A 13,406-nucleotide genomic window follows, 5' to 3' on the forward strand; every position below is an offset into this window, starting at 1 on the left:
ATGTGGAATTTATTTGTTTTATTTTGGGAAGTTGTTCAGCATCTTTTATTATTTGTCTAGCCTACCGAATTAATCGTCGAAAGCAGCTTGGAGGTCTATCCTGCTGTGATTATTGTGGCAGACGACTCCCATTGATTGCTCTAGTCCCGATTATTGGTTGGCTGCTATCAATGGGCAAATGTCGCTATTGCAAAAATTCAATTTCGGTTTATTACCCCTTAATAGAGTTTTTATTTGCTATCTGTTTTATGAACTCAAAAGATAATTACCATTTCGTAATTATTTATTGTTTGCTTTTGTTTCTTAGTTGTGAAGACATCTACGATCATACCAGTCATACTGTACCCAATTATATTTTTTGAATTCATCGTAAATTTTCCAAGCGAAAAAGTAATCGGTTTGTTCATATTAACAAGCTTATTGCTGTTTTTCATATACTATAGAAAAGCATTAGGAAATGGTGATTTGCCGGTAATTTTGCTCATATATATAGCTCTACCGGTTTTTCAATTCAGCGTATCGATACTAATTACCAGTTGTCTAACAATTCTGATATTTTTACTTCGTAAAAAACATAGTCTTGCTTTTATTCCCTTTTTGGCAATTGGATTTTTTCTTTCAACGTTATTTGTATGATGCAATTTAATCCTAAACCAACTCGCAACGCCAAATATCATCAAGGGAGAAAAAATTATTTGCAACAATAATTCCATCTCGATCATAGCCTTCAACAAAACCAACAATTGTTTTTGCAATTCCGTGTTCTTGATTTTCATCGGCTAGTTGAATTTCAACTTCTCGTTCATTTGAAAAGGCTCTAAAAAGTACTTCTGAAATCTTGTGAAAATTCATTTGTTCTTTTAAATATCGAGATTGTTTTTCCGCCCGATATTTAGCCGATTTTTCAATAACCCTGGTATGATCAGATAAATAAAAACCTCCCCATTTCAACATGCCGCGATCTTGAAAACAACGGATAAAACGATCACGAATTTTCGGATCGTAATTCGGATATTTGCTATTCATAGCTATTTCCTCCATTATGTCCACCAACCAAGCCAGCTCTTTCAATGGCGGTACCACCAGGTAAAATCGATGAAGCTTTGACTAGCTTTGAAAAACCAAACTTTAAACGTAAAGAATCGGTAATCCGATCCAATTTTCGCTCTTCAATTTGTTGTTCGGAAGTTCTGAACAAGTCAAATTGTTGACTATTGTCCGGAATTAAATTACCAAAGTAAACAGAAATATTACGAATCTTGTCACCTTTCCAATTAGCATGAAAAATATCAACCACAATCTGATTTAAAATTTTGCTTTCATTAGTTGGTGTAATTTTATTTTGTTTAGAAAATCCGCCATTTGTATACTCATTGCCAACCCAAACATGAACCAGACCGGTCTGAAAATGGTGTTTCCTAATACGAGCAGCAACCTGATCGGAAATTTCCCTTAAAACAACCTCGATTTCATCGGCTTTAGTATAATTCCTCGGCAAAACCTGTGAGTTTCCATAAGATTTTTCTTTTGGATATGCTTTCTGACTAATAACTGCCCGATCGATTCCCCAAGACAAAAGATATAGTTGCCCGCCGATAACTCCAAATTTTTTTTCTAATTTATAAGGATCATAGTGGGCCAAATCATCCAAAGAGTTTATTCCAATTTTTTGCAATTTTTTGGCAGTTTTATTACCGATGCTCCAAACGGAATTTAAATTTTTGATTGGCCATAATCGTTCTTTAATCGATGCATAATTTATTTCTCCAAGACGGCTATCGTTATTCTTTGCATATACATCCATTGCAATCTTAGCCTGAGTTAGGTTTTCTCCAATTCCAATCGTTGTATAAATGCCCGTCTCATCCAAAACTTCTTTTTGAATTTGTTTGGCAATTTGTTTCTTGCTATTGCCAAACAATTTCCATGTACTAGTCATATCCAAAAAGCTTTCATCGATTGAATAAATATGCAAATTTTTTTCATCGACATATCTTCGATAAATGTTATTGATTTTCGTATTGATGTAAATATAAAGATTCATGTGTGGCGATGTCATTATTAATTTATCGGCATTTTTTGGCATGTCGCGCAAACGACTGACATTTGATTTGAGGCCATAAGACTTTTTCGCTAATGGGCTAGTCGCTAAAATCAAACCACCACCGCCAACATTTGGTCCCGTCGAAATTACTATCAAAGCAACATGCAAAGGATCGTAACCCAAAGAGCGAGCCTCGACACTGGCATAAAAAGATTTGCTGTCAATAGCAAAAATCACTCGATGATCTTCATTGTCAAAATAATTAGGCATCTACATATAAAATAATACGAACATGTGTTCGTATGTCAAGCAAAATAAAAAAACTAAAAAAATAATAAAATGTCTGATTAATTGGACTTGCTTTTATTGAGCATTCGACCTAGTTGAGGGCTCTTACCAAACTCATATAGTTGTTCGGCCGTTAAAATCAATTTTTCTTTTTGTTCATTTAAACCACTCTCGTCAGCAATTTTCGATTTAAGCAACAGCAATTCACCAAGGTGCCAAGTGGATTTTTCTTCAGATAATATTTTTAAGGCCTTGTCAATATAAGAAGCGGCACGCTTAAAATTTTCAAGCAGCAAAAAATGCTCCGCAAGGGCTTGATAAATTCTAATATAGCTAATCATCGAAGGAACTGTCTCTTTCTCGTAAGGATAATCATTTAAAATCTTGATTACTCTTTTAAAACAATTTTCCGCCTTTGAATAATCTTCCTTAAGTTGCCAAATTTGCGCTTTAATCGTATTGGCCAGAGCGTCAAAAAACCACAATTTTTCTTTTTCGGAAAAACCAAGCAATTCATAACAAGCAAAATCGGCATCTTCAATTCGACCATCATGAAAAGCCGAGGATGCCGATAAATAATAAAATTTCTGTTTTTCTACCGAAGATACCAAAGCTGTTTTTTTAATCTTTTCTAATCCCGACCAAACCTGTCGATAATTCTCGTTATCTAACTTGATTTTCAATTCATCAAGTTTACTTAAACAAAAAGGACTATTAGGAAAAACATCCTCAAGGGATAAAGACAAACGCTGCATTATTTCCGCCAAAACTTCTAATTTAGGTATCACGCCGTGTTCTAAAGAACAAACAACTGTTTGAGAAGTTAGGTTCGATGCAAGCTCCACCTGAGTCATTTTTAGTTCTTTTCTTCTGTTTCTAAACAAATTGCCATCAATGGTTAATTTCAAAATACGCTACCTCAGAGTAATAATTTTAATTATCTTAACAAGATAAAAAGATAAAGTCAATCGTTTGTCATTTTTCGGCCTAAAAATAAAAAAATCGCCCATGCCGTAAAGCAAGACGATTTTAATTAGAATTAGTCATCAATTTCAGAGACAGTTCCGGCACCAACAGTGTGGCCACCTTCACGGATAGTGAATTTCAAACCTTTTTCGATAGCGACTGGTTTCATCAATTCAACAGTAAATGTGACGTGATCACCAGGCATAACCATTTCAACACCTTCAGGCAATTCTACGACACCGGTAACATCAGTCGTGTGGAAATAGAATTGAGGACGATAGTTAGTGAAGAATGGAGTATGACGTCCACCTTCTTCCTTAGTAAGGATATAAACTTCACCCTTAAACTTTTTATGGGTCTGAATTGAACCTGGCTTTGCCAAAACTTGTCCACGTTCAACACCATCGCGATCAATTCCACGAAGCAGAGCTCCGATATTATCTCCGGCTTCACCAAGATCCAAAGTCTTCCGGAACATTTCAACACCGGTAACAACAGTGTTTTTAACTTCATCCTTCAAACCAACAATTTCAACTGGATCGTTAATCTTGACAGTTCCACGATCGATACGTCCAGACGCAACAGTACCACGTCCAGTGATAGTGAAGACATCTTCGACAGGCATCAAGAATGGCTTATCAACATCACGAACTGGAGTTGGGATGTATTCATCGATAACATCCATTAAGTGCAAGATAACTTTTTCCTGTTCCGGATCGCCTTGAAGAGCCTTCAAAGCAGAACCGCGAATAATAGGAATATCATCTCCAGGAAAATCATATTCAGACAAAAGTTCACGAACTTCCATCTCAACAAGATCGATTAATTCTGGATCATCAACAAGGTCAGTCTTATTTAAGAAGACAACAATATAGTTAACACCAACTTGACGGGCAAGCAAAATATGTTCACGAGTCTGTGGCATAGGACCATCAGTAGCAGCAACAACAAGGATGGCTCCATCCATTTGTGCGGCTCCAGTGATCATATTTTTAACATAGTCGGCGTGACCTGGTGCATCGATGTGTGCATAGTGACGCTTATCAGTTTCATATTCAACGTGGGCAGTATTGATGGTGATTCCACGTTCACGCTCTTCAGGAGCGGCATCAATTGAGGCATAATCTTGAGCTTGCGCAAGGCCCTTTTCAGACAATACCTTAGTGATAGCAGCCGTTAAAGTGGTTTTACCATGATCAACATGACCGATAGTACCAATATTAACGTGCGGCTTAGTTCTTTCGTAATGTTCCTTTTCAGCCAATTTGGTTTCCTCCATTTTAATAGTTCATCAAAAAATAATGATGTAGGCTTAAAATTTTAAGCTTATACTTTATGGCAATTGCACTAAAAGTAAAAAGCCTTAACTATTATACAAAAGTAAGCCTGAAAAACAAAATATATCAAGTCTTTAGCTTTCTTTTAACTATAAATAGCCATAACATTTCCTGCATCAAAATGAATTTCGATGTTTTGATTATCTAAAAATTCATTCGAAGCAAAAACTCGATCGATTTTCGAAGAGAAATTTGACAAATCATATTTTGCTCCATGAATTGAAAAATTTACAATATTATTTAAAACAACAAAACCGAGATATTTCTTTTTATACTTGTTTTCTAAAAGATAATCTCCGGGGTTAAAAAAACTAACAACATTTTCCAAATCGAAAATTTCAACCTTATCCAATATATTTTTATATTCAGGCAAAAATAAATTCAAAAAATTGTTAAATTCGTGGTCAAGACGAGAACCTGTTGCGCCAAAAATATTAATCGAATCGTATTTTCGATAATCCAGTTTTTCTTCAATCCAACGCAAAGCTAGTTCGGTATCCGTGAAATCTTTTTCCGGTTTGGCCTGAGAAAAATGTTTCGGATCAACTTTGTCTTTTACAAAAAAAAGTTCCTCTCTCGTCAAAGAATCAAAATCCCCAATTGCCGTGATATCTTTAACACCATGCTTTAATAAATAAAAAGCACCGGCATCGACACCAATCCACTCATTTTCATCTGTGAGAAAATCAGCAAAATTTTTTGGAAAATTATTCTCTGGTCCGCCGGCAAGAATATTAATCGACTTCAAAGTTGGTAACCTCGAGCAGTTTTTTAACTTTAGCAGCTGGATCGACTTTATCATATACATAAGATCCGGCAACTGCAACAGTTGCACCTGCTTCGTAAGCTTTTACCAGTGTTTGATTATTAACTCCACCATCAATTTCAATATCGAAATCAAGTCCATGCTCTTTTTTATATTCATGAAGTTCGGAAATTTTAGAAATTTCTTCAGGCAAAAACTTTTGGCCGCCGAATCCGGGATTAACAGTCATGACCAAAACCTGATCAACCATATATAAAATTGGTAAAATAGCCGAAACCGGCGTTCCTGGATTAATAACTACTTCTGGATGAACTCCGGCATTTTTAATCATTTGCAAAGCGCGATGAATATGTGCTGTAGCCTCAACGTGAACGCCAATAATATCGGCACCAGCCGAAACAAACGAATCAATTAACTTTTCCGGATGATTAACCATTAAATGGACATCCAAGACCAGCTTGCTGCCGCTCGCTTTAATTTGTTTGACCCACTGTGGGCCATAAGAAATGCTAGGGACAAAATCGCCATCCATTATATCGATATGTAAATATTTAGCCCCGGCCCCCTCAACCAATTTAATCTGTTCGCCTAAATTTAAATAATCCGCCGCCAGAATGGACGGTGCCACAATTACACTCATATTTATCTCCTTATTACAAATATATAATAAAACACCTCTCAGAAATACTATTTTTGAGGAGAAGAACTGCTAGAAATACTGCTGCTACTGCTGCTACTGCTATTACTGCTGCTACTGCTGCTTCCATTTGACGAAGAGCTCATGCTGGAACTTGACGACGGTACAGCCGAAGAAGAACTGCTTGAAGAATTATCGACTCTTTGAGCCACCAGGATATGAACAACAGTCGAAGAAGAAATCTCCGTCCCGCCATTTGGATTCTGACTAATAACATAGCCGGTATCGGTGTCGGACGATTGACTATAGGCAATTTTTAAAGTAATACCATTTTGATCAGCCCAAGACTGTGCTTCGGACAAACTGTCGAATGTTGGCACGGTTATTTTTTGGGCACCTTTGGAAACCGTAAATTTAACAGTTGTTTCGTAAGGATCGACTTTCTTATCGGCGTCAACCGATTGTTTGATTATCTGTCCACTGGAAACAGAATTAGAATATTTTTCGACCTTCTTGACTTTATAACCCTGGTTCCTCAAAACGCTGGCGACATCGCTGTAATTAGAACCAACATAATCGCCAAAAGTTAGTTTTTTAGCCCCATTGGAAACAATTAAATCAATTTTGGTATTTTTAGCAACGTGCGATCCAATTTTAGGATCGGATTTAATAACTCGACCCTTCTTGACTTTTCGAGAAGTCGTTTCGCTAATACTGCCAACCTCAAGATCATTTTCACGAATTAATTTTTCGGCGACACTGAGTTTGTAATTTGCCGTATCGGGGACCTGAACTCTACCAGGCCAAAACATTGCCACCAAAATAACCCCAAAACCAATCGCCAAAAGACCAGCTAAAATCCAAGGCCAAATCTTATGCTTTCTTTTTTTCTTCTTGCCAGGGACAACTTTTTTTGAGTCTGAAGTCGAATCTGGATTGTCCTTCAAGGGAGTATAAACCGGGTCAAGACGTTGAATGCCGCTGGCGACCTGTGATTTAAGATCGTCGATTGGAATCGTCCTTGTCTCAGCCTGATCGTCGGTAAAAGGCGGAAGTTTTGCTTCATTAGCCCGACGGGGAGAAAGACTGGTTCTCAAATCGTTAGCCATATCCTCAGCCGTCAGATAACGATTATCAGGATTCTTAGCAGTTGCACGTAAAATAACATTCTCAAGAGCCTGGGGAATATTTGGATCAATATCTTTAGCAGAAGGCATCTGTTCGGAAGAATGTTTCATAGCGATCGAGACCACGGTCTCGCCTTTATAAGGAACTTGGCCAGTCAACATTTCAAATAAAATCACACCCAAAGCGTATATATCGGATTTGTTGGTCGCCATGCCACCACGCGTTTGTTCGGGACTCAAATAATGAACCGATCCCAGGACGGCGTTTGTCTGGGTCATCCCAAATTCGCTTCGAGCGATTGCAATCCCGAAATCAACGATTTTAATTGATCCGTCCTTGCCGACAAGAATGTTTTGTGGCTTTAAGTCACGATGGACAATCCCGTGGTTATGCGCCATTGACACGGCAGACAAGACCTGTTCCATAATATTGACGACTTGTGCGTATGGAACCGGATAATACTGAGAGATGTATTTCTTTAAATCCATCCCATCGACGTATTCCATCGTTAAATACTGCACGCCATCAAAAGAACCAGCATCGAGAACTTTAACAATATTTGGATGAAGCAGCTGAGCAGCGGCCTGAGCTTCTCTTTGAAAACGACGAACAAAATCTGGATTATTTTGGAGATCCAATCGAAGAACCTTGATAGCAACCTGCTGGTTGTTCTTTGTATCGACAGCTAAATAAACATTAGCCATCCCCCCTTCACCGAGTGGCCGAATGATTCGATATCTGTTTGCAAATGTTGATCCAGGATTCATCAATTATCCTCCAAAAATTGCGACATCAACAGAACCGTGACGTTATCGAAACCGCTTTGTTCGTTAGCCATATTGATCATCCGAGCCACCATTTCGCTGAGAGATTTGTGCTTTGACTTAATAACATGCAAAATATCCGATTCTTTAACCTGCTTAGTCAAGCCATCCGTTGCAAGCATGATAATATCGTTGTTTTTTACCTTGTCGACAGCAAAAGACATTTCGGTTTGCGCATTCAAACCAAAATAACGCGTAATGCTTTGATGGTGAGGAACATTATTGACATTTTCCTTTGAAATTTGTCCATTTTGAATTAATTCATTACCAAAGGAATGATCGAATGAAAGTTGTTTTAGAATTTTACCATCAAAGATATAAGCTCTCGAGTCGCCTAAATTGCCAATCAAAACGTCATTATTAATGGCAACCGTTAAAACCATCGTGGTTGCCATTTGGGACAAATCATCAAAACGTTTCCCAGCCATTAAAATTCGGCTATTCTCTTCACGGGCCTTCTTAGAAATCCAGGTCTTCGCTTCTTCGATTGAAGAAATATCAGTCTGGCGCCAGCCAAAACCAAAATTATTGACAACCATCTCTGCGGCGATATCACCACCTTTTTCACTGGTAACCCCATCAGCGACAATGGCCAATTTATACTGACTTTTATTCGTGAAAATCCCGACAAAGTCCTGGTTTTCTTTTTTTCTAGTTCCAATATCACTTAAATAGGCGATTTGCATAAGATATCCGTAACACTAACGTAATATTATATCCTATTTGCCATGTTACCGACATGAAGCTTTTGCCCGGCGCCATTCAAAAAGGAAGAAACATCCATTATTTTTTTACCAATCGGTTGAATTTTCTGCAAAAAAACCGTTCGGCCGTCAGCTGCCGTGATTGCAAGATCGTGTTTGGATTTAATTGCAATCGAACCAACTTCACCTTGACAGGGTCCGATTTTTGCTTTAAAAACCTTAATTTTCTCATCGGCAATTTGGAGGCTGGCTCCCGGTTTCGGTGATAGGCCGCGAATTAAATCAACAATTTTTTCAGCTTTCTGATGATAAAAATCCAGCTCAGTCAACTTATAATCGATTTTTGGTGCCAAAGTGATTTTTTCTTCGTCCTGCTGAATTGGAGAAATATCGCCGCTAACCATTTTTGGCATCGTTTTTAAGAGCAGATCACGACCGACAACCGCCAGCTTTTCAAACAAAGAACCGGCATTATCGTTTTCTTTAATCGGCATTTTTTTAACACTGATAATATCGCCAGCATCCATTTCCTTTACCATATACATAATTGAAACGCCGGTCTCTTTGTCACCGTTAATCAAGGCCCAATTAATCGGCGCAGCCCCGCGATATTTTGGCAGCAGACTGGCATGAACATTAATCGAGGCAATTTTAGCGGATTTCAATAATTTAGAGGGGACAAATTGGCCGAAAGCCGCTGTCACCAAAAAATCGGCCTGCATAGAAATCAGTCGATCCATTTCTTCTGATCGGGAAAGTTTTTCCGGTTGAAAAATCGGGATTCGATACTCTAAAGCCAATTGTTTGATTTTTGTAGGCTGCAAAAGTTTTTTTCGGCCAACCGGACGATCCGGCTGGCTGACAACGGCGATTACTTCAAAATCATCATCGGCAATCAATCCCTGCAAAACAGCTCTACTGAAATCAGAAGTCCCAAAAAATATCACTGAATTAGTCATTAAATAAATGATACCGGATCACGATCAATACTCAAGTAAATATCTTTTGGCAATTTTTCTCCAAACACAGTTTGAAGCTCACTTAAAGTGGATTCGATATTAGGATCTTTTTTGTATTTCAAAATTATTTGAAAATAATAGCGATTACGTAACTTGGCAATAGCTTTTGGCGTGGGCCCGAGAACAATTGTTTCTTTAGCCAATTTCGGTTTAATAAATTCCGCAACTTCATCGATCGCCCGACTGGCCGGAAATTGATCAGGTCCGTCAATTCCAACTTGAATCGTGTAATAATATGGTGAATAGTCGGCAATATGGCGAATCGACATTTCTGTTTTATAGAATCCTTCGTAATTTTGGTCGGCAGCTAATTTAATCGCGTAATTATCTGGGTTAAAAGTCTGAATGATTACCTCCCCGGTTTTTCCGGCTCTTCCCGATCGGCCGGCTACCTGTGTTAGTAATTGAAAAGTTTTTTCTCCAGACCGAAAATCCGGTAAATTCAAGCCGATGTCAGCGTTAATCACACCAACTAGGGTCACATCGGGAAAATCCAAACCTTTGGCAACCATTTGCGTACCGAGCAGAACGTCGTAATTTCCTTTCCCAAAATCTCTAAGAATTTTTTCAAGGCTGCCCTTTCTCTTCGTAGTGTCCTGATCCAAACGAGCAACCCGAATTCCATTGACTAAACTATTTAGTTTAGTTTCGATTTTTTCCGTCCCGGTGCCAACGTAACGAATCTGTGGGCTTCCGCAAACCGGGCATTTTTTAGGAATCGCTTCCTCGTAACCGCAATAATGGCATTTCAAAGAGTGGCTGTCCATATGTAAAGTCAAAGATAGATTGCAATTCGGGCAGCGAGGAACATAGCCACAATTACGGCACATGACGAAAGAAGAAAATCCTCGACGATTTAATAAGAGAATCGTTTGTTCGTGGTTTTCTTTACGTTCTTCGATCTTTTTAAGCAAAGTGGGGCTAAAGTCGTTATCAGCATGCTCTTTTTGCCATACTTCGCGCATATCAACGATTGAAACATCCGGAAGTTTCGCCCCGCTAACTGCTCGGTGATTCATCGTTAATAACTTAAAAATCCCTTTTTGAGCTCTTGCACGTGATTCCAAACTCGGAGTGGCAGAGCCCAGTAAAGTGACCGCTTGATGATATTTTGCCCGCCACAAAGCAATATCGCGAGCATGATAGCGGGGATTGCCTTCCTGCTTATAATTCGTTTCGTGTTCTTCATCCATAATGATTAAACCGATATTGGTTAGCGGCGAAAAAACCGCCGAACGCGTACCAATTACAATCTTGATTTTTCCATCGCGAATTTCTTCCCACTGATCCAAACGTTCGCCATCGGATAATCCGGAATGAAGCAAAGCGACCGAATCAAGAAAACGGGATTTTACCAGGCGAATCATTTGGGGGGTTAAAGCGATTTCCGGAACAAGGAGCAAGGCCGTTTTCCCTTGGGCAATTGTCTTTTCGATTAGTTGAAGATAAACCTCTGTCTTTCCAGACCCGGTAATTCCTTCAAGAAGAAAAGTTTTGTTTTCGTTTTTAGTGATTGCGCTTTCGACTGAATTAAAAACTTTCTTCTGATCGGAATTCAGCTCGACTGCATTAGTCTTTGTAACGGCAATTTTTTTTACCGGGTTCCTCGTCATCCTAACTTCGCTTTTTTTAAGCCAGGATTTTTTTTCAGCTGTCAAAATAGTCGATTTGGAAATATCCAAAATTTCGGCTAACTCCTTTACCTGAAAAAAACCATCCCGATGACCGGACAAAAAAATTAAAAGCTTTTTCTGTGAATCACTCAGAGATTTTTTATTTAGATTTGTTGCAATATCATTATCGTTCAAATTATTGGAAAGGACTTTGACTTTTTTGCCTTTATTCTTTTTCTGAATCGTAGTCGTTTGAACAATTTTTCCTTGTCTAATCAAGCTATTGATCACTTTAATTTGTTCGGAAGTATAATTTTTCGGCAAAAATTCAATTTCCTGATTATTGAGAAAAATATTTTCTTTTATTTTTTCCGGAACTTGATCAACGATTTTCAAGCCCTTCAAATATTTTGGTTTAAAAGCATTCGGCAAAATCGTTTGAATTACTTGAACGCGATAAGAAAAAACATAGTTTGACAGCCATTCGGATAATTTCAACATTTCAGAATTAAGAACCGGTTTTTCGTCAATAATCGATTCAATTTTTTTTAACTGAAAATCACTCCGTTCGCTTTGACCAACTGCAACAACATATCCCATTAAATTCCGTTTGCCAAAAGGAACCCGGACACGATGGCCGAGCAAGTTAAAATCAAGCAAATCATCCGGAATTAAATAAGTAAAGGGCTGATTGGTTTGACGGGTTGGTAAATCTACAATTACAGAAGCAGTTCTCAAACGGCCTCCTGATGGCTGTATTTTTCACGATAATAGCCAGCCGTTAATTCTCGCAAGATATTTTTAAAATCAAAAGAAACGTCGGCTGACTGTAAAGAATGGAACCAAGGCAAAAAATAATAATGGTCCAAACTGGCAATTTCATAATGTTGCTTTGGATCAACTTGTTTTTCATGAAGACCATAAAATTTTATTTCGCCAAATTTATCCCCGCGGAATCCGGAACCATTAATATGTTGATTTAAAAGATGATCGTGCTGCAAATTTATTTCATCAAATAACTTCAATAAATCAGAACCAAGGATATCGATTTTCATTGGATGAATTGTATGCGGCAGATCCTTTAAAAGCTGAAAAGCGTTTAATTGGCCAGCCGGCAGCTCATCTAAAAACATACCGCTGGATATCATGGCAATTTTTGTTTGAAATTTCTCCATCAAAGCATCGGCACAATCATCTATTTGTTGCAAAGTCGAACGATCTGTCGGCAAATTGCTAATAATTTGGTTTTCGAGAATGTTTCGACCGGATTCACGCCAATTTTCCAAAAAGGCAGAAGCAGACTCGACTTCCGGAAGATTGTCAAATTTAATCGTATGAGCCCTTTCGCTTACGACTTGATGCTTTTCATCAATTTCCAGATCAACTTCGCCAACGTTTTCACCATATTTACCAGCGGCGGCCAACAAAGTATTTTCGACCATCTGACCTTTGGGCAGTAAATGATGCGTGTGAGCGCCTAAAATTACCGATATTTCTTTAAAACGCCGCGCCAAGGATTGATCTGTCGGCAAACCCAAATGTGACAACAAAATTCTAATATCGGATTGTGCAATAACCCGGTCGGATAATTTTTCGAGTGTTTCAACCGGTTGTGCCGGCAACCAGTCGAGCAATGGATAAGTAAGATCGTAAGCGGCCGTCAGGCCAAAAGCCGAAATTCGAGTTCCTTTCGGAGTTACAAAAACTCGATATTCTTCTGCCCATTTAGGCAAACCATGATCATTTTCAAAAATATTTGCTAGTAAAACAGCAAACCTGCGTTCCGAATAAATGTCTTCCATTCGATCACGCGGGAGGCCAAGACCTTCATTATTGCCAATTGTGACTCCGTCAAAAGTACAGTCGTTTAGAAGTTCAACATTCGCTTTGCCCCAAGTAGCTTGAGTATTAGCATCGTAGCGATCAATAAAATCTCCAACATCGAAAGTTAAAACAAAATGACCAGCAGCTTGTAATTGCGCTCGACGGGTTTTAATCCAATTGGCGATCCTCGGCCAATGTTCGACATGGCTGTGAAGATCATTAGTATGCAAGATTGTTACAAATTCATGCGTCATAT

General features: G+C 38.4%; 12 protein-coding genes and 1 pseudogene. 1 reads left to right on the plus strand and 12 read right to left on the minus strand.

Features of this window, described 5'->3' with window-relative positions; all coding sequences use genetic code 11:
* Nucleotides 1–2 precede the first annotated feature (2 nt).
* Nucleotides 3–191, plus strand: a pseudogene (locus J3U91_RS06395) (prepilin peptidase); the annotation flags it as partial.
* 63 nt (nucleotides 192–254) lie between these two features.
* Here J3U91_RS06395 and J3U91_RS06400 read toward each other — a convergent pair.
* From J3U91_RS06400 to J3U91_RS06455, 12 genes are all read right to left on the minus strand, one after another.
* Nucleotides 255–434 carry a hypothetical protein gene (locus tag J3U91_RS06400; protein WP_002818680.1) on the minus strand — a complete coding sequence of 60 codons (180 nt, stop codon included), beginning with the start codon at nucleotides 432–434 and terminating at the stop codon, nucleotides 255–257.
* Between the two features lie 214 nt (nucleotides 435–648).
* Nucleotides 649–1,026, minus strand: a complete 378-nt coding sequence (locus J3U91_RS06405) for a hypothetical protein (RefSeq protein WP_002818676.1) — start codon at nucleotides 1,024–1,026, stop codon at nucleotides 649–651.
* The gene (locus J3U91_RS06410) at nucleotides 1,019–2,314 is read right to left on the minus strand and encodes a Y-family DNA polymerase (RefSeq protein WP_002818675.1); all 1,296 of its coding nucleotides are present in this window, start codon (nucleotides 2,312–2,314) and stop codon (nucleotides 1,019–1,021) included. The genes J3U91_RS06405 and J3U91_RS06410 overlap by 8 nt, the downstream gene beginning before the upstream one ends.
* Nucleotides 2,315–2,391: 77 nt before the next feature.
* Complete coding sequence (locus tag J3U91_RS06415; RefSeq protein ID WP_002818674.1) at nucleotides 2,392–3,240, minus strand: helix-turn-helix domain-containing protein; 849 nt, start codon at nucleotides 3,238–3,240, stop codon at nucleotides 2,392–2,394.
* Between the two features lie 131 nt (nucleotides 3,241–3,371).
* Complete coding sequence (gene tuf / locus J3U91_RS06420; RefSeq protein WP_002818673.1) at nucleotides 3,372–4,562, minus strand: elongation factor Tu; 1,191 nt, start codon at nucleotides 4,560–4,562, stop codon at nucleotides 3,372–3,374.
* Nucleotides 4,563–4,720: 158 nt separating this feature from the next.
* Nucleotides 4,721–5,383, minus strand: a complete 663-nt coding sequence (locus tag J3U91_RS06425) for a thiamine diphosphokinase (RefSeq protein ID WP_002818672.1) — start codon at nucleotides 5,381–5,383, stop codon at nucleotides 4,721–4,723.
* Complete coding sequence (gene rpe / locus J3U91_RS06430) at nucleotides 5,370–6,041, minus strand: ribulose-phosphate 3-epimerase (protein WP_002817337.1); 672 nt, start codon at nucleotides 6,039–6,041, stop codon at nucleotides 5,370–5,372. The genes J3U91_RS06425 and rpe overlap by 14 nt, the downstream gene beginning before the upstream one ends.
* A gap of 47 nt (nucleotides 6,042–6,088) precedes the next feature.
* Nucleotides 6,089–7,933 (minus strand): Stk1 family PASTA domain-containing Ser/Thr kinase, encoded by a 1,845-nt coding sequence (gene pknB / locus J3U91_RS06435; protein WP_002818671.1) that lies wholly within the window; start codon nucleotides 7,931–7,933, stop codon nucleotides 6,089–6,091.
* On the minus strand, nucleotides 7,933–8,676 hold the full coding sequence (locus tag J3U91_RS06440; RefSeq protein ID WP_002818670.1) for a protein phosphatase 2C domain-containing protein: 744 nt from the start codon (nucleotides 8,674–8,676) through the stop codon (nucleotides 7,933–7,935). Before J3U91_RS06440 ends, pknB begins: the two co-directional genes overlap by 1 nt.
* Before the next feature lie 26 nt (nucleotides 8,677–8,702).
* Nucleotides 8,703–9,653 (minus strand): methionyl-tRNA formyltransferase, encoded by a 951-nt coding sequence (fmt, locus tag J3U91_RS06445; protein ID WP_002818668.1) that lies wholly within the window; start codon nucleotides 9,651–9,653, stop codon nucleotides 8,703–8,705.
* Entirely contained in the window at nucleotides 9,653–12,064 is a 2,412-nt protein-coding gene (gene priA, locus J3U91_RS06450; RefSeq protein WP_002818667.1) for a primosomal protein N', read from the minus strand. The genes fmt and priA overlap by 1 nt, the downstream gene beginning before the upstream one ends.
* Nucleotides 12,061–13,404, minus strand: coding sequence for a bifunctional metallophosphatase/5'-nucleotidase (locus J3U91_RS06455; RefSeq protein ID WP_002817341.1), 1,344 nt, complete (start codon nucleotides 13,402–13,404; stop codon nucleotides 12,061–12,063). Before J3U91_RS06455 ends, priA begins: the two co-directional genes overlap by 4 nt.
* Nucleotides 13,405–13,406: the final 2 nt, after the last annotated feature.

Origin of the sequence: Oenococcus oeni, from assembly GCF_020510245.1 — a bacterium.
In the GTDB taxonomy this organism is placed as follows: Bacteria; Bacillota; Bacilli; order Lactobacillales; family Lactobacillaceae; genus Oenococcus; species Oenococcus oeni.